The 16,455-nt window shown below is 42.6% G+C and carries 16 protein-coding genes; all 16 read right to left on the bottom strand.

Features of this window, described 5'->3' with window-relative positions:
* Window positions 1-217 precede the first annotated feature (217 nt).
* Window positions 218-2,446, bottom strand: a complete 2,229-nt coding sequence (locus tag MPH60_RS20010; protein ID WP_272492879.1) for a S8 family serine peptidase — start codon at window positions 2,444-2,446, stop codon at window positions 218-220.
* An 82-nt stretch (window positions 2,447-2,528) separates the two neighbouring features.
* Window positions 2,529-3,671: a non-hydrolyzing UDP-N-acetylglucosamine 2-epimerase gene (wecB, locus tag MPH60_RS20015; protein WP_241589627.1), complete on the bottom strand. Its 1,143-nt coding sequence runs from the start codon at window positions 3,669-3,671 to the stop codon at window positions 2,529-2,531.
* Window positions 3,672-3,694: 23 nt separating this feature from the next.
* Window positions 3,695-4,324: a uracil phosphoribosyltransferase gene (upp, locus tag MPH60_RS20020; protein ID WP_101223839.1), complete on the bottom strand. Its 630-nt coding sequence runs from the start codon at window positions 4,322-4,324 to the stop codon at window positions 3,695-3,697.
* A gap of 237 nt (window positions 4,325-4,561) precedes the next feature.
* Complete coding sequence (glyA, locus tag MPH60_RS20025) at window positions 4,562-5,803, bottom strand: serine hydroxymethyltransferase (RefSeq protein WP_241589625.1); 1,242 nt, start codon at window positions 5,801-5,803, stop codon at window positions 4,562-4,564.
* 370 nt (window positions 5,804-6,173) lie between these two features.
* Window positions 6,174-6,767 carry a TIGR01440 family protein gene (locus MPH60_RS20030; RefSeq protein WP_241589623.1) on the bottom strand — a complete coding sequence of 198 codons (594 nt, stop codon included), beginning with the start codon at window positions 6,765-6,767 and terminating at the stop codon, window positions 6,174-6,176.
* A 68-nt stretch (window positions 6,768-6,835) separates the two neighbouring features.
* Window positions 6,836-7,282 (bottom strand): ribose 5-phosphate isomerase B, encoded by a 447-nt coding sequence (gene rpiB / locus MPH60_RS20035; RefSeq protein WP_272492793.1) that lies wholly within the window; start codon window positions 7,280-7,282, stop codon window positions 6,836-6,838.
* A 374-nt stretch (window positions 7,283-7,656) separates the two neighbouring features.
* The gene (locus MPH60_RS20040; RefSeq protein WP_241589620.1) at window positions 7,657-8,100 is read right to left on the bottom strand and encodes a low molecular weight protein arginine phosphatase; all 444 of its coding nucleotides are present in this window, start codon (window positions 8,098-8,100) and stop codon (window positions 7,657-7,659) included.
* A 146-nt stretch (window positions 8,101-8,246) separates the two neighbouring features.
* Window positions 8,247-8,813 carry a manganese efflux pump MntP gene (locus MPH60_RS20045; protein WP_241589618.1) on the bottom strand — a complete coding sequence of 189 codons (567 nt, stop codon included), beginning with the start codon at window positions 8,811-8,813 and terminating at the stop codon, window positions 8,247-8,249.
* Between the two features lie 75 nt (window positions 8,814-8,888).
* Window positions 8,889-9,938 carry an L-threonylcarbamoyladenylate synthase gene (locus MPH60_RS20050; protein ID WP_241589617.1) on the bottom strand — a complete coding sequence of 350 codons (1,050 nt, stop codon included), beginning with the start codon at window positions 9,936-9,938 and terminating at the stop codon, window positions 8,889-8,891.
* A 288-nt stretch (window positions 9,939-10,226) separates the two neighbouring features.
* Window positions 10,227-11,162, bottom strand: coding sequence for a stage II sporulation protein R (spoIIR, locus tag MPH60_RS20055; protein ID WP_241589616.1), 936 nt, complete (start codon window positions 11,160-11,162; stop codon window positions 10,227-10,229).
* Window positions 11,163-11,313: 151 nt separating this feature from the next.
* Window positions 11,314-12,183: a peptide chain release factor N(5)-glutamine methyltransferase gene (prmC, locus tag MPH60_RS20060; RefSeq protein WP_245406233.1), complete on the bottom strand. Its 870-nt coding sequence runs from the start codon at window positions 12,181-12,183 to the stop codon at window positions 11,314-11,316.
* A complete protein-coding gene (prfA, locus tag MPH60_RS20065) occupies window positions 12,176-13,246 on the bottom strand; it encodes a peptide chain release factor 1 (RefSeq protein WP_241589615.1) in 1,071 nt (356 codons plus the stop codon). The genes prmC and prfA overlap by 8 nt, the downstream gene beginning before the upstream one ends.
* Window positions 13,247-13,405: 159 nt before the next feature.
* Entirely contained in the window at window positions 13,406-13,861 is a 456-nt protein-coding gene (locus MPH60_RS20070) for a hypothetical protein (protein ID WP_241589614.1), read from the bottom strand.
* A gap of 197 nt (window positions 13,862-14,058) precedes the next feature.
* Complete coding sequence (locus MPH60_RS20075) at window positions 14,059-14,664, bottom strand: thymidine kinase (protein WP_101223848.1); 606 nt, start codon at window positions 14,662-14,664, stop codon at window positions 14,059-14,061.
* Window positions 14,665-14,802: 138 nt separating this feature from the next.
* Window positions 14,803-15,003: a 50S ribosomal protein L31 gene (rpmE, locus tag MPH60_RS20080; protein WP_034315847.1), complete on the bottom strand. Its 201-nt coding sequence runs from the start codon at window positions 15,001-15,003 to the stop codon at window positions 14,803-14,805.
* A gap of 149 nt (window positions 15,004-15,152) precedes the next feature.
* A complete protein-coding gene (gene rho / locus MPH60_RS20085; RefSeq protein WP_228467574.1) occupies window positions 15,153-16,442 on the bottom strand; it encodes a transcription termination factor Rho in 1,290 nt (429 codons plus the stop codon).
* Between the last annotated feature and the right edge of the window lie 13 nt (window positions 16,443-16,455).

Here is a 16,455-nt window from a genome sequence, read left to right on the forward strand (position 1 = left end):
GTGGAGGATAGAAAACATTTCATGCTGTAAAAATCTGCATGCCGGGCTACTGAAAACCCTCTCATTTTACATCCTTTGTTAGCATACAATAGGCTAGAATCATTGTCAATGAGTGGTTAGTGAAATTTGTCACAGGTTTGTAATTATTAACGAATTGTTCACAAATTATCTTTTTTCTTCTATTGACATCCGTTTTATTTTACTTATTGTCATCTGTTCACTCAATAAGTAACGTCTTTTCTATCCGATCTTCCCTTCCGCCCCTTCTCGCAAATATAATTGCTTTATACACTCCTTTAGGAGGCAAGTCCTTTTTCAATACATTTTTTTTGATCAAACCGGAAGGTGCCGATCTCGACCAATCCAAATATCCAGCGAATTTCAAGCTATCTTCGTCATAAAGGGCAATACCGAATTCTTCAGCCCCACGCGGAAGATACATTTCGTATCGATATGTGCCTTCCTGGTCCCCTTGACCAAAATCAAATCCCATTATCCTTGGATAATCAGGTTCTTCTTTTACATATAAATAAGGAAGTGATATTCTTTTGGTTCCTTCCATTATAGTGAGGTACCCATCAAAGACTCCCTTTTTAAGCTCGGCTGGGTTGACCTGTAGTCCCACTTTAATCTCTTTCTTTTCCTTCGGATTCAAAGTAAGGGATTTCGGCAATTCCCAAGTGAGTCCCGTTTCTTTTACTGGGACCATAAAAGAGTACTTCCTCATTTTCGTTCCGGTATTTTCTATGACTATCGTTTCATGATGCTCTTCAATTCCTTCTTTCTTTGTATACATTCCAAAGGACAATGAGCTAGGATTCAAGAGCGTGTCCGCTTTTAACGCTTCGTCGACCTGAATGCGTCCAGCCCCCTGTTCATATGTGTGATACAATTGATTTGCAGTTTTCCTCAATGGCTTGGAGGTGCTCATCAATGCAGATTTCACTTGATCAGGAGTCCATTCCGGGTGTTTTTGCAGAATTAATGCGACTGCTCCTGCAACATGCGGTGCGGACATACTTGTTCCATCCAGGGACATATATCCTTTAGGAATGGTGCTTTTAATTTCCACTCCAGGTGCCAATACATCAGGCTTTATTCCCCATGATACGGTTACCGGGCCCCTTGAGCTAAAATCCGCGAGCCTATCCTGCTCGTTCTTATAAACAAATTGAACGGTTTTGCTCTGCCCTTGCTCCATGATTTGCTTAAGCTGCAATCCATCTCTTCTATTAATAGAAGCAGCTGGGATGTTCATTTCCTTTTCCAAGCTTCCAGTAAAGGTCCCGCTCGTATTATTAAAAACGATTACCCCCTTTGCACCTGCCTTTTCTGCATTGGATACTTTCTGCTGGAAGGTAAGAGTGCCACGTTCCATCAAAACAATCTTATCCCTAACATGTTTCAGGTCATTTTCATTACCCAGTCCCCCATATATGACATCCTCGGAAAACGTCAGGTTCCATTTTTTAGATCCTTGAAACAAGGTTAAATGCGATTGTTGCTTTTTCGATCCAAGTCCGTAAATCATATAAGGAACCCTTAAGGGAGGGGTCGATGCCCCAACGGAAATCGCTTTTTCCGCTGTACCGGGTGAACCGACGGTCCATACAGCCGGACCGGAATTCCCGTTTGATGTCACGGCAACTATTCCGCTTTCCACAGCCTTATTCAATGCAAGGGAGATAGGCAAATCAGGGCCATTGACGTTATTGCCAAGGGAGAGGTTCAATACATCCACCTTATCCTTCATGGCTGACTCAATGGCCGTCAAGACTTGATCCGTATCTCCTGCTCCACCTGGTCCCAAAGCACGATATGCATATATCTCCGCCTCTGGTGCTACACCTTTCATTTTTCCATTGGCTGCAATGATGCCTGCCACATGAGTACCGTGTAATGTATCCAGGTCGCCTTGATTTTTGGTTTCCATCGGGTCTTCATCACCATCAACCAGATCCTTCCCGCCTTTATAAGCTCGTTGCAAATCTGGATGTGTATAATCGATGCCAGTATCGATTATTCCTACTTTTACCCCTTTCCCGGTTATCCGGTGATTCTCCTTATCAAAGAAACCCCTGACCCTGCCTCCTCCTATGTATGGGACACTTTCATCCAACACAGCTTGATAAACGGATACTTCCGTTACAGCCTGAATTTCGTCCTCCTTTTTAAGTTGTTCAATCTCATTCATTTTCCCATGAAGGGAAAATCCATTCAGGGCAACCGAATAAACATTCCGCAATTGAAGGGATGGATATTTTTCAAGCAGTTTTTCGATCTTTTTTCGTTGAAACGCCTTATCCATCGTGACAACAACCGTTACTTCCTTTGATTCCGATAGTTTTGGTAAAGGCGGCAGAATGACGGATGCCAATCCCTTTTCATTTTGATAAATAAATACAAAAAGGAAAACAAACACTAGAAACGTTTTCTTTCCCAACATAATCATCCCCTTAGCAGTTATCTTTTCTCAACAACCTTGGAGTATGCAAATAAAAAAGGAAAAGCGCATGGCTTTTCCTTTTTTATGAGTCAAATTTAGTTGGTGGCATATTTATTTGCTTAAAATAGTAACGGATGGCTTCTGCTATGCGGACCGAAGCGTTTCCGTCCCCATATGGATTTGAAGCTTTGGACATTTTTTCGTGAACCTCTTGATCCGTGAGCAATTCATGCGCCAAATTATAAATGGTTTGTTCATCAGTACCCGCCAATCTTAAGGTTCCAGCCGCTATTCCCTCAGGACGTTCAGTCGTATCCCTTAAAACTAGGACAGGTACACCAAGTGACGGTGCCTCTTCCTGGATTCCTCCAGAATCAGTCAAAATCAGATAGGCCCTTGAAGCGAAGTTATGGAAATCCAAAACATCCAGCGGCTCGATCAAATGAACCCGCGGATCGTCGCCGAGAATTTCATTCGCCAATTCCTGAACAAGAGGATTTAAATGAACAGGATATACCACTTGAACATCATCATGCTCAGCAATGATTCTTTTCACGGCCCTGAAGATGTTTCTCATGGGTTCACCTAGATTCTCCCTGCGATGGGCGGTAAGCAAAATGAGCCTGCCTTCTCCAAGTCCATCTAAAACCGGATGGGAATAGGTAGACCTTACAGTCGTTTTTAAAGCATCGGTTGCCGTATTTCCCGTTACGAAAATATTATCCTTCTTGTTTTCGTTAAGCAGATTCTCCTCCGCTTTCGAAGTCGGCGCAAAATGCAAATCCGCCATCGTGCCGGTAAGCTGTCGATTCATCTCTTCCGGATAGGGGGAATACTTATTCCAAGTGCGCAGCCCTGCTTCTACATGCCCAATGACAATCTGATTATAAAAAGCAGCCAGACTTGCGACGAACGTTGTGGTTGTATCTCCATGTACAAGAACGATATCAGGCTTAGCTTCCTTCATTACGGAATCTAGACCATTTAATGCTCTTGTTGTAATGTCAGCAAGCGTTTGCCTTTCCTTCATTATGTCCAAGTCATAATCCGGCTGAATGGAAAATAGTTCGAGAACTTGATCTAACATTTGGCGATGCTGAGCCGTAACAGCAACGATCGGCTTGAAATGTTCTGGGTGTTTTTGAAATTCGAGTACTAAGGGAGCCATTTTGACAGCTTCTGGTCTCGTCCCGAAAATGGTCATGACTTTTATCGGTTTGTTCATTCGTGACACCTCAGCTTCTTTCTTTATTTTGTGCCGAATAAACGATCTCCTGCGTCTCCAAGACCTGGAACGATATAACCATGTTCATTCAGTTTTTCGTCAAGGCCAGCAATATAAATATCAACATCAGGATGGGCTTCTTTTAATGCGTCCACACCCTCTGGAGCTGCAATCAAACACATGAATTTAATATTCACTGCACCGCGCTTTTTAATGGAATGGATCGCTTCGATGGCTGATCCGCCGGTGGCTAACATCGGGTCAACGACAATGCATTCCCTTTCAGCCAAATCACTTGGCATTTTCGCATAATATTCAACAGGTTTCAATGTTTCAGGATCACGGTAAAGACCAACATGTCCGACCTTTGCAGCAGGAATCAGCTTAATGATTCCATCTACCATCCCTATTCCTGCACGTAAAATCGGGACGATTCCGACTTTTTTACCAGAAAGCATTTTCACTTTCGCCGTGCTTACAGGCGTTTGGATTTCCACCTCTTCCAGCGGCATATCCCTCGTAATTTCAAATGCCATCAATGAAGCAACTTCATCCACTAGTTCACGGAATTCTTTTGTTCCTGTATTTATATCACGTATATAGGCTAATTTGTGTTGAATTAACGGGTGATCGAAAACATAAACTTTTCCCATTTAGCATCTCTCCAATTCCATTGCTTAGTTTTGCGCTTTTTTATGATTTCCCTAATTGAATAGAAAAATTTTCGTGTCTTTTTAAATTCACTTCAACCTATTTTACAGAAAAATGTTTCAATCTTCAATAAAGGTTTAGATGTCAGACCTATTTTCACAATTCGGATTCTTCTCACATTCAGACTTCCATAAGGTTAAAAAAAACCGCTCCCTATAGAAGGGAGCGGCTAAAGAATATTACAATGAAGGATATAATTCAAATTTATTCGCTAATGTTTCAACACGCTGTTTTGCTTCTTCAAGTTTAGCTGCATCCTCATTATTTTTCAGGACAAGTCCGATGATTGCCGCTATTTCATCCATGTCTTCCAATCCGAAGCCACGTGATGTCACTGCCGCAGTCCCAATACGAATACCACTTGTAACGAATGGTTTTTCCGGGTCATAAGGAATCGCATTTTTGTTAACGGTAATACCGATTTCATCCAAAACATGCTCTGCGATTTTTCCCGTTAATCCAGTAGAGCGCACATCAAGAAGAATCAAGTGATTGTCCGTTCCATCAGAAACAAGGGTGAACCCTTCTTTCTTCAAACCTTCGCCCAAACGTTTAGCATTGTCGATGATTTGTTGTGCATACACTTTAAAATCAGCTTGAAGCGCTTCTCCGAATGCAACAGCCTTAGCGGATATTACATGCATCAATGGACCGCCTTGAATTCCAGGGAAGATGGATTTATCGATCTTCTTACCGAATTCTTCTTTACAGATGATCATTCCGCCGCGTGGTCCGCGAAGTGTTTTATGAGTAGTTGTCGTTACAAAGTCAGCATAAGGTATTGGACTTTGGTGTAATCCAGCCGCAACCAAACCTGCGATATGCGCCATATCGACCATTAAATAAGCACCGACTTCATCTGCAATTTCACGGAATCGCTTGAAATCAATTTCCCGTGGATATGCACTTGCACCCGCTACGATCAATTTAGGTTTGTGTTGACGCGCTTTTTCCAATACATCATTGTAATCGATACGGTGATCTTTTTCGTCTACACCATATTCAACGAAATTGTAGTTAACACCACTGAAGTTAACTGGACTTCCATGTGTTAAATGACCTCCATGCGAAAGGTTCATTCCAAGCACTGTGTCGCCGGTTTGAAGCACTGTAAAGTAAACGGCCATATTGGCTTGAGCTCCAGAGTGCGGCTGTACGTTCACATACTCCCCGCCGAAAATTTCTTTCGCACGCTCACGCGCTAGATCTTCAACGATGTCTACATACTCACATCCGCCATAGTAACGTTTTCCAGGGTATCCTTCTGCATACTTATTAGTTAAGACCGACCCTTGCGCTTCCATGACAGCTTCACTCACGAAGTTTTCAGAAGCAATAAGCTCAATTTTACTTCTTTGACGCCCTAATTCCAGTTGAATTGCGTTAAACACTTGCTCATCTTGCTTTGCTAAACGATTCATTCCGTAATTCCTCCTCAAATTGTGCGTGATTCGCTTTTTAGTATTTATGTGCAACATGCCTTCAAAAAAGCATGAAAAAGCCTTACCAATAATTATTAGAAAATTCTACTCCATTTTAACATGTCTAATTTAGAAGTGATAGTCTAATTTTATCGAACATTAAATGTTTTTATATTTAAAAACGTTCGTATTTGACACCGAAATCATGGTAAATGGCCCTTTCACCCTATATTTAATGAGCGAAATCTCCATTCTATTAGCACTACAAAATAAATATTTTTCTTGTGAACCTTATCTTGAGTTATACGATTTTGCTCAGATTCTATTAAAAAACAGCATTCCCCATCCGAGAAATGCTGTCTCACTTACCTTAAGTACAACTCTTGTTTTCAAAGATGTCCTGATAAACGGCCCGTTCCCCGCCAATCAGTTTGGGGCGGGTTTTTGCCATGGTCACATGAGCATGCCCTATTTCTTTAATGGCAGAGCGAATGGGAACTGCCACATGCTTCAGGTGCATGCCAATGAAGGTGTCCCCAATGTCTATCCCCGCATCCGCTTTAATATGTTCAACAACGACAGCATCTTTCCATTGCTGATAGGCATACGTCGCCATCGATCCCCCAGCTGTTCTTACAGGTACAACCGAAACTTCTTCATAATCATGCCGAACCGCGGTTTCCCTTTGCAAAACCAACGCCCTGTTTAGATGCTCACAACATTGATATGCAACCTGAACACCCGTTTTTTCTTGAAAATCCCTCATTACGGAAAAAATCATCCCTGCAACATCGAGCGTCCCTTCAGTACCGATTCTTTTCCCGATCACTTCACTTGTACTGCAGCCGATTACCAGTAGCTGTTTCTCTTTTAAGGCCGTCTGTTCTTGAAACTCATGTAAAAGCTCCCGAAACTGGTTTTCCCATATCTCAAGCTCATTTGAAAATGTAGCATCACTTGTCATGAAATCGCATCCTTTCAATAAGAAAAATTGCTATCAAAAGAAAAGGGGTCTCTCTAAAAAAATAAGTATTAGCTGTGTTTACCTTCATACTCCGCGATCTTACTGATCCTGTTTTGATGACGTCCGCCTTCAAATTCCGAAGTCAGCCATGTTTGTGCAATTTCCCTGGCCAGACCCGGGCCAATGACACGTTCGCCCATCGCTAACATATTGGTATCATTATGCTGGCGGGTCAACTTCGCACTATAGACATCATGAACCAAAGCACATCGGATTCCTTTGACCTTATTAGCGGCAATGCTCATTCCGATTCCAGTTCCACAGATTAAAATGCCCCGATCGAACTCACCGCGTGCCACTTTTTCAGCAACCGGCAAGGCATAATCAGGATAATCCACCGAAGTAGTGCATTCACAGCCAAAGTCCTCAAATGGAATCTGTAACTCATTCATTAAATTCTTTATTTCTTCACGGATATGTATACCACCATGATCCGAAGCAATCGCAACTTTCATCATAATCCTCCTCTAGCTTTTTCAATTGATATTATTGTGTCACAAAATTAAGAAAAGATAAAGGATGTCCATCCTTTATCCCCCTCAAAGAAGCAGGAAACCGCCTTGGGTTTCCTGCTGTAAAATGTCAAGAGTGAAGCGGGTAAGGGTCCTGCTTAACTTTTCCGCTTGCACTTTAGGTTCCATTGCCGACTTTTCGACATTGCCCATGATTAGCGCTTGTTCGCTTGTCAGCTGTCACTTCTTCCGCTCCAGCAGATGTTTCTTCTGCAATAGCAGCCACTTCTTATGCTGCCTCGATCACACACTTTCCAATTGACAGTCAACAAGCTTAGTACTATCTTTTACTGCAGAGACCACATTATGTACCCTGATTACTGTTTAAGCCTCAAGACCAACTCTTCAATTAATTCCTGCAGCTCCCTGAACGTTTCCCGATAAATGCCTTCAGAACCGCCAAACGGATCTATTATGTCTTTATCATATTTATCGTCAATAATGAATTCTTTTAAAGTAAAAGTCTTATCGGCCAGCTGGGGATATGCACGGGTAATGACCGATTTATGTCCTTCCGTCATGGTGAAAATATGAGTCGCCCATTCCATTTCCTTCTCGGATAAAGGCGTTGAATGATGATTATGAACTATGCCATTTTCAATCAATACATTTTTAGCATGCGTCGAAGCATCCTGGCCTGATGAAGCATACACGCCAGCGGACTTCACTTCAACGCCGGCAATATTCTTATTTTTCAATATCGCTTCTGCCATCGGGCTTCTGCATGTGTTGCCTGTACATACAAATAATACTCGGATCATGTATGACGCCTCCTTTTTTATTCATTATAAGCTATCGGCCGTTTATTATAGTCAAAAAAAAATCACTCTCATCATTTCTTAGGAAAAAATAAAACCGCCCCGGTAATCGGAACAGTTGAGGAAGGATAGATATGAGGTCAAGCGGCTCAAAAAGAGAACAATAATTTTAATCCAAACGCACATAGGATGCTTCCGCCAAGAATCTCACTATACACGCCAAGCAAACCCTGCATTTTTCTACCCAGCAAAAGCCCAACCCACGTTAATAGGGTGGCAGCAAACCCAAAGCAAAGTATGGTTAAAATCGTTTTTGCACCGTAAATCCCCAGGGTTAATCCTACCGAGAAGCTGTCCAGACTTACCCCTAAAGCAAAAATGAATAGACCTTTCCCGACAGGAGCCAGCATCTTATTTTCCCTGACACCAGCTCCATCCTTTTTACCAGGGATAAACATCTGTATACCAAGAATGATCAACAATAGACCGCCGGCGTAAGTAGCGAAGGTCCCGAATTTTTCAGAAATGAAACGGCCTGCCCCCATTCCAAGCAAGGGCATCCAAATATGAAAAAAGCCAACTGTCAGCCCTATAAAAAGAATTTGCCTCAACCTTAGCTTAAACATTCCCATTCCAAGGCCGACTGAAAAGGCATCCATTCCCAACGCGAATGCCATTAGCAATAAGGTGATGATTTCTCCAGCAAATGTATTCATTCCAATCCTCCCTCGGACGTGCCTAATACATGTTATGCATGTCCGAAAAGAAATAGAAGAATAAATCAGTCCTTATTACACATGTTCCTTGATGATTTGATGACCTGCAGCCTTCTCAAGCCGGTTCATGATCGCAGCTCCTATTCCATGGTCAGGAAACATCTCACTAAAAATGACATCGACCTCCAGCTCATCAAACTGTCTTAAAGCATCATATAAGCCTGTCGCAACAGTATGTAAATCAGCTAATGAACCTGGGACAACCACATAATCCGCCTTATAATCCTGTTGATGTTCATAAGCCGTTATGATGCCCACCTTTAACCCGTCACTTCTTTTTTCATCCACAAGCTTCTGAAGGAAAGAATGATTACCCTTGACTAAATATAGAGGGGCCTTCGGAGCATAGTGGGTATATTTCATGCCCGGGGCTTTTGGCGCCGCTTCCTGATTCTTCAAAGCAACATCTTGCCGGACTTCCCCTATTACAGCTTCCAGCTGTTCCAGGGTCACTCCGCCGGGCCTTAATATAACAGGGACTTCAACAGTGCAATCAAGTACTGTGGATTCTACGCCGACACCCGTAGTCCCTCCATCGACTATGCCTGCAATCCGGCCCATCAAGTCATCTTCAACATGTTTAGCAGAAGTGGGACTTGGTTTCCCGGAAGTATTTGCACTTGGAGCCGCAATGGGCAAATCACTCGCACGAATAAGGCCGAGGGCAACCTGGTGATCCGGCATCCTGACAGCCACCGTGTCCAATCCAGCTGTCACAAGATTTGATAGCTGGCCCGGTTTTCGTTTCATGATCAAAGTCAAAGGACCCGGCCAAAATTCTGCCATTAGCTTCCGGGCCTGTTCCGGAATCTCTTCTACAATACCTGACAACTGCTCTTCTGAGGCTATATGAACGATTAAAGGATTATCACTCGGACGCCCCTTTGCTTCGAACACTTTTTTGACCGCCTCGTCATTTTTGGCATTCGCACCTAGTCCATAAACCGTCTCTGTAGGAAAAGCAACCACTTGGTTAGCCTTTAATAATTCAGCTGATTGTGTAATCTGGGGATAACTTTGTAAATTATCCACATTTTTATCCACTGACCAAATTTTCGTTTTCATCTTGAACATCATCGCCTTTTAACATTTCTTATTTTATATAATCGCTTTAATATGAACGATATTTTCAATTTAACGTACTAATTTCACTTAAAAGATACTTTGAAAGTATAAAAGAAGTATACACATAATTCAAGTGTTATCCACAAATTGGGGATAACCATATCGAATCCGTGGATAAGTTTGTGGATATTAATGATTAATGACAGATTTTTTTGATTTTTTGTTAATAACCCTGTGGATATGTTTTTATAATTATCTGAAAGTAAAAAAAAGGGCACTGCCCCCTTTTTAAAATAGATCATTGAAGATTTCTGCAAACAATGACTTCACTTCCACCTCAGGCTCCTTTTCCCCTTCATATAATTGTTGACCTTGTTCATTGGATGCCGCAAGCTCCACCTTGTTTTCTTCAACATTCCCAGCACTGACTTCCTCTGCCACTTGTTCTTTATCTTTTACTACTTTCACTTCTTCTTTTACCTCTTGCTCTACAACCTCTTCTTTTACCGTTTCTTCCGTTACTTCCCCTTTTACGCTCTCGTCCATTACCTCTTCTTCAACTTCTTCCCCGGGCCCTTTTTCCTTTTCAGCCAACACTTCTTCTTCAATTTCTCCCTCTGCAACAGGTTCACTCTCTTCATTCGTTGCAGCATACGCTTTCCCATCCGAAGCCAGGGATCCTTCATCCTCTTCCTCGACAATCGGACTTTGACTTACAGCCGTCCCATTTGAAAAATCCAAGAAACATAATGGCGGAAATAGAACACACCACCAATTAGCGCCTTCCCCATCACCAAGTGTGATAATCACTGCTTCATAATCCCCTGCCGGATATAAATACTGCCCGTATAGTTTTGTCGGAAATTCCGCTTGTCCAAAATCGACTTTAACGGACTGCTCCAAACCCTGTTCCTTTATAACTGCCTCAGCCGTCGCTTGGATATCCGGCAGATGCGAGGTGATCACATCCCTCGCTTCATCCAAAGAAGTAAGCTCCTCGACCCACTTTGTGATATCTTTATTTACCTCATCCCTAATAAGCCGTTTAACCGCTTGATCCTTTTCTGCATCACTATTAGCTAGTATCCGCAGACGAATCGCCTCATCTGGGATCACCTTCGTATCTTCTGCACCGACCATCTCCGCTTTAGGCATATATATACTTACGATCGTTCCAATAGTCAAGATTAATAGATAGATAATGGCTAAATGTTTTGTTTTCATCGCCTTCGCCCCCTCACATGAATTAGTCTCACCATTTTCCAGCTATCTTAAACTAGTAAAAATAAAAAAAGTTGATAGCTGGAAATATAGATTCCAAAGGATAATGAGGATGGTGCCCATAAAAAAATCCGTCTCACAAAAGGGAGACGGATCACTTTAATGCAGCAAAGACCATTCGATCTTTTTCATTTATGTCATTTACAATGGACACTTCGGCGGCAGGAAAGGTTCGCGCCAATAAATCGGCAACCGCCTTACCCTGTCCAGTGCCCACTTCAAAACCGATCAGCCCAGGCACCTTCATGATCAAAGGTAACTGCTCCATAAAGCGGCGGTAAAAATCCAGCCCATCGATACCGGCAAATAATGCACGATGTGGTTCATGCCCTGTCACGACTACTGACATGGATTTTTGATCATCATCTGGTATATATGGCGGATTCGATAAAAGGATGTCCACCTTCTGGTTCATGTTCATGAAAGGCAAAAGCAAATCACCTTGCATGAACTGCACTTCGGCACCAAGCGATTCCGCATTTTTCCTCGCCACCTCAAGCGATGGTTCCGCTATGTCCGTTGCCGTCACCAACAGGTCTGATTTTTCAAGTTTCATCGTTATGGCGATTGCGCCGCTGCCGGTCCCAATATCAGCTAAATGAAGCTTCTGCCCCTCCATAAAAACGGCCGGGAGTTTACGTAATGTATAATAAATCAATTCTTCTGTTTCAGGTCTCGGTATGAGCACTTCTTCATTAACAAAGAAGGTCCGTCCATAAAATTCTTCACTGCCGATTATATATTGAATGGGCGTTCCCTCAGCATGCTGCTCAATAGCGGCCTTAAATTGCCCAAAATCCGCTTCACTAAGCTCATCATGAAGGTTGGCCAGCATTTGGGAGCGAGTTTGTTTTAAAAAGTGCTGTAAGAGGATCTCCCCTGCATTGGCATCACGATCATTTTCCTTTAAAAAAGAAGAAGCCCATTTAAGGGCTTCAAACACTTTCACGGCAGAATTACTCATCTGCATTTTCCAGCCTTGAAGATTGGTCTTCCATGATTAATGCATCAACCACTTCATCGAGCTTACCTTCCATGATTTGATCCAGCTTTTGAATCGTTAAACCAATACGGTGGTCGGTAACGCGGTTTTGAGGGAAGTTATAAGTGCGGATCCTTTCAGATCGATCGCCCGTTCCAACAGCAAGCTTCCTATTTTGATCATATTCCGCCTGTACTTCGCGTTGGATTTTATCGTACACCCTGGCACGCAAAACCTTCATTGCTTTTTCTTTGTTCTTGATTTGTGATTTTTCATCTTGACAGGATACAACCGTATTCGTCGGAATATGAGTCAAGCGCACCGCTGACATTGTCGTATTGACACTTTGCCCTCCAGGACCGCTCGATGCAAAGGTATCGACACGAATATCCTTATCATGAATTTCAACTTCCACTTCCTCAGCTTCGGGTAAAACGGCAACCGTGGCTGTAGATGTATGAATCCGTCCGCCTGATTCAGTTTCAGGTACTCGCTGAACGCGATGTGCCCCATTTTCGAACTTCAATTTTGAATAAGCGCCATTGCCATTAATCATGAATATGATTTCCTTATAGCCGCCAAGCCCTGTAGGACTTGCTTCAATGACTTCAGTCCGCCAACCCTGCACCTCGGCAAAACGGCTATACATCCGGTATAGACTACCTGCAAATAAGGCCGCCTCATCTCCGCCTGCCGCTCCGCGGATCTCCATGATTACGTTTTTATCATCGTTAGGGTCCTTCGGAATAAGCAATATTCTCAGTTTATCCTCAAGGCCTTGTATGGTATCTTCAAGTTCATTGATCTCTTCTTTTACCATTTCACGCATATCCGCATCAAGTTTCTCCTCCAGCATCGCCTTCGCTTCCTGGAGTTGCTCACGAACCGCCTTATATTCTTTATAAGTCGATGCGGTCTCTTGTATGCTGGATTGCTCCTTAGAATATTCCCTTAGCTTCTTAGAGTCGTTAATGATCTCCGGGTCACTTAATAGTTCATTCAATCTTTCATATCTATCTTCTACTGCTTGCAATCGATCAAACAAATTATTCACCTCATAAATTTTCCAAAACATCTGAAACGAATTGGAAGTAATCCATCTTTTCTAACTATAAATAAGTAGCTCAGTGCCCCAGCTCAGTTCACTTCTAGGTTAATTATAGTATAGGTGAATAATCAACGTCAAAGAGATTCAAAAATGTCGTTATTTCTTTAATTTTACATCTATATTATATTGAGGCACAGCCCTGTTTATAATGCTTTGTATTCGCTTCATTTCCTTATTTCTTTCTTTTTCCGTCTTAATTTTGCCTTTATCATGGACCGTAACATGTATGGTATTTCCATTAAACCAAACGGAGCCTGCCTCATAATTGGTTTCCGATTCAATGGCTCCGCGGATATCATCAATTTGCTGCCCCATGGATGGTGAATTATTGGATGTATGATGCGGTGTATTGAGGATTTGATCTGATGACCGTTCCGCTTCATTGTCCCAATCATTATTGGATACTTGATTTAAACCATTGCCAACAAAATCCCTGCCATCCCGGGATTGATCACCATATTCCGAATCATTATTTATTGCATTGTCATTTTGACCGCATGCCGTCAGTGAAGCAAGTATAAAGGCTGTCATGATAAGCAGTTTTGATTTCATATTTTTACCCTCCATTTTGATTGGTTAAGAAGAACATTTCCTCGTTAGCCTTCCCAAAACAGGGCGATATTTATCTTTTATTCCGCTTCCATGTATTGGACATCCCACCTGAATAAGTCCAGCAGTTTTCCCTTTATTATTATTCCCAACAAAAAAAAGGCACCCTACGACCTCATTGGATCATAGGGCACCATCATTCAAATACGTTCTTTAATCCCCACAGGCTGCTTACCCGGAACTTCGTGATGATGACGGCAGCGAGGCTCGTATGATTCCGATGCACCCACAAGGATGATCGGCTCATCATAGGAGGCTGGCTCCCCATCTATCAAGCGCTGCGTCCTGCTCGCAGGTGAGCCGCACACTTCACACACAGCCTGCAGCTTAGTCACCGATTCTGCAAGCGATAATAGAACAGGCATAGGACCGAATGGTTCACCTCGGAAATCTTGATCGAGTCCAGCCATAATCACTCGATAACCGCTGTCCGCAAGATGCTGGGCAACCCCGATAATTTCATGATCAAAAAATTGCACTTCATCTATTGCAATGATATCCAGGGGCTTGTCCAAATACTTAAAGATATCCGTTGAATGGGCAATCGGTTTTGCCATCACAGAAGAGCCATTGTGTGATACGACAGCCTCTTCCGCATAGCGATTATCAATAGCTGGTTTAAATACAGCTATTTGCTCTTTAGCAAATTGAGCACGGCTGACTCGTTTAATCAATTCCTCAGATTTACCCGAAAACATGCTTCCGCAAATAAGCTCGATCCAGCCTGTTTGTTTCATTACATACATGGAAACAGCTACTCCCTTCCACCTGTCGATCCCTTGGCCATAATTGAAGTCGACCCGGCTTTATATAAATTCTTACTCGTTTATGGAAAAGAAAAAACAGGCAAGAAAAATACTTGCCTGTTTTTTAAAAAGTCCGGCTTATTTAATACCGTATTTTTTGTTGAAACGATCAACACGTCCGCCAGCTTCAGCGAATTTTTGACGACCAGTGTAGAATGGATGGCATTCTGAACAAGTCTCAACTTTGATCTCTTCTTTAACTGAACCAGTTTCAAAAGTGTTTCCGCAAGAGCAAATTACTTTTGAAAGCTTATAATTTGGATGAATTCCAGTTTTCATTCTTTTCAGCTCCTTATGCCCTGAATCATTCGAAACAGAGTTATATACTTCAAGTTGAGGGAAAAACACCCTCACATTTATTGTAAAAACACATGAACTCATTATAACAACTTAAGACTAGTTGTGCAACTGTTTGTTTCTTACAGGGTTTAAGAACGTTTTACGCTCGCCGGCCCCTTTTTCATTTCTGTCATCTCTTCATCCAGCTTACTGAAAAATTCTTCATTACCCTTTGTCTGTTTTAGACGGCGAAGGAACTTCTCCGAGAAATCAGGCGAATCCGACATCGTTTTCCTGATGGCCCATAGTTTATCCAGGCGATCTTTCGGAATTAACAATTCTTCTTTACGAGTGCCTGAGCGGCGAATATCAATTGCCGGGAAGATGCGTCTTTCGGCAAGGGCACGATCTAAATGCAGCTCCATATTACCCGTACCTTTAAATTCTTCATAAATGACATCGTCCATTCTTGAACCCGTATCTACCAAGGCTGTAGCAAGGATCGTCAGGCTGCCGCCTTCCTCGATATTCCTCGCCGCTCCGAAAAAGCGTTTTGGACGGTGGAATGCAGCAGGGTCAATCCCCCCTGATAATGTACGTCCGCTCGGCGGAATGACAAGGTTGTAAGCACGGGCAAGTCGAGTGATGCTGTCCATTAAAATGATGACATCACGTTTATGCTCCACAAGGCGCATGGCTCGTTCTAACACTAGCTCAGCTACCTTGATATGGTTTTCCGGCACTTCATCGAACGTTGAGCTTACCACGTCCCCAGCAACGGAACGTTCAATGTCAGTCACTTCTTCCGGACGTTCATCAATCAACAGAACAATCAATTCCGATTCAGGATGGTTTGTGGTTATCGCATTGGCAATTTCCTTGATGAGCATCGTTTTACCGGCTTTTGGCGGTGCGACGATCAGCCCACGCTGTCCAAAACCGACCGGTGCCAGGACATCCATAATCCTGGTTGATAAGTTCTTCGGTGTCGTTTCCAGTTTAATTTGCCTATTTGGATACAGCGGTGTTAAACCTGGAAAGTGGACACGCTCTTTTGCTGATTCCGGATTATCACCATTGACTGCTTCAACATGCAGCAATCCATAATAGCGCTCGTTTTCTTTTGGAGGCCTTACCTTACCGGACACTTTATCTCCATTTCGCAAATCGAATCTGCGGATCTGTGAAGCAGAAATATAAATATCCTCCGAGCTTGGAGAATAATTAATTGGACGCAGGAAACCGAAGCCCTCTGAAGGGATGATTTCTAAAACGCCCTCCATGAATAGGAGACCATCCTGCTCAGCTTGTGCTTTCAGGATAGCGAAAATAAGTTCCTTTTTTGAAAGTTTGCTGTAATAGGAAACTTTATATTCACGCGCGTGCTCATAGAGATCCTTTAGTTTCATGTTTTCTAAATTAGAAATAGTTAAATTCATTATGACACCACAC

This window comes from Peribacillus sp. Aquil_B1 (assembly GCF_022603275.1).
Classification (GTDB): domain Bacteria; phylum Bacillota; class Bacilli; order Bacillales; family DSM-1321; genus Peribacillus.

Coding starts and splice junctions, on each gene's coding strand:
- MPH60_RS20030 (WP_241589623.1), bottom strand. CDS start 6,767: ATGACAAGTGATGCTACATTTTCAAATGAGCTTGAGATATGGGAAAAC.
- rpiB (WP_272492793.1), bottom strand. CDS start 7,282: ATGAAAGTTGCGATTGCTTCGGATCATGGTGGTATACATATCCGTGAA.
- prmC (WP_245406233.1), bottom strand. CDS start 12,183: ATGAGTAATTCTGCCGTGAAAGTGTTTGAAGCCCTTAAATGGGCTTCT.
- MPH60_RS20010 (WP_272492879.1), bottom strand. CDS start 2,446: ATGTTGGGAAAGAAAACGTTTCTAGTGTTTGTTTTCCTTTTTGTATTT.
- MPH60_RS20040 (WP_241589620.1), bottom strand. CDS start 8,100: ATGATCCGAGTATTATTTGTATGTACAGGCAACACATGCAGAAGCCCG.
- MPH60_RS20045 (WP_241589618.1), bottom strand. CDS start 8,813: ATGAATACATTTGCTGGAGAAATCATCACCTTATTGCTAATGGCATTC.
- MPH60_RS20050 (WP_241589617.1), bottom strand. CDS start 9,938: ATGAAAACGAAAATTTGGTCAGTGGATAAAAATGTGGATAATTTACAA.
- rpmE (WP_034315847.1), bottom strand. CDS start 15,003: ATGAAAACTGGAATTCATCCAAATTATAAGCTTTCAAAAGTAATTTGC.
- glyA (WP_241589625.1), bottom strand. CDS start 5,803: ATGAATCGTTTAGCAAAGCAAGATGAGCAAGTGTTTAACGCAATTCAA.
- upp (WP_101223839.1), bottom strand. CDS start 4,324: ATGGGAAAAGTTTATGTTTTCGATCACCCGTTAATTCAACACAAATTA.
- rho (WP_228467574.1), bottom strand. CDS start 16,442: ATGAATTTAACTATTTCTAATTTAGAAAACATGAAACTAAAGGATCTC.
- wecB (WP_241589627.1), bottom strand. CDS start 3,671: ATGAACAAACCGATAAAAGTCATGACCATTTTCGGGACGAGACCAGAA.
- MPH60_RS20075 (WP_101223848.1), bottom strand. CDS start 14,664: ATGTATGTAATGAAACAAACAGGCTGGATCGAGCTTATTTGCGGAAGC.
- spoIIR (WP_241589616.1), bottom strand. CDS start 11,162: ATGAAAACAAAACATTTAGCCATTATCTATCTATTAATCTTGACTATT.
- MPH60_RS20070 (WP_241589614.1), bottom strand. CDS start 13,861: ATGAAATCAAAACTGCTTATCATGACAGCCTTTATACTTGCTTCACTG.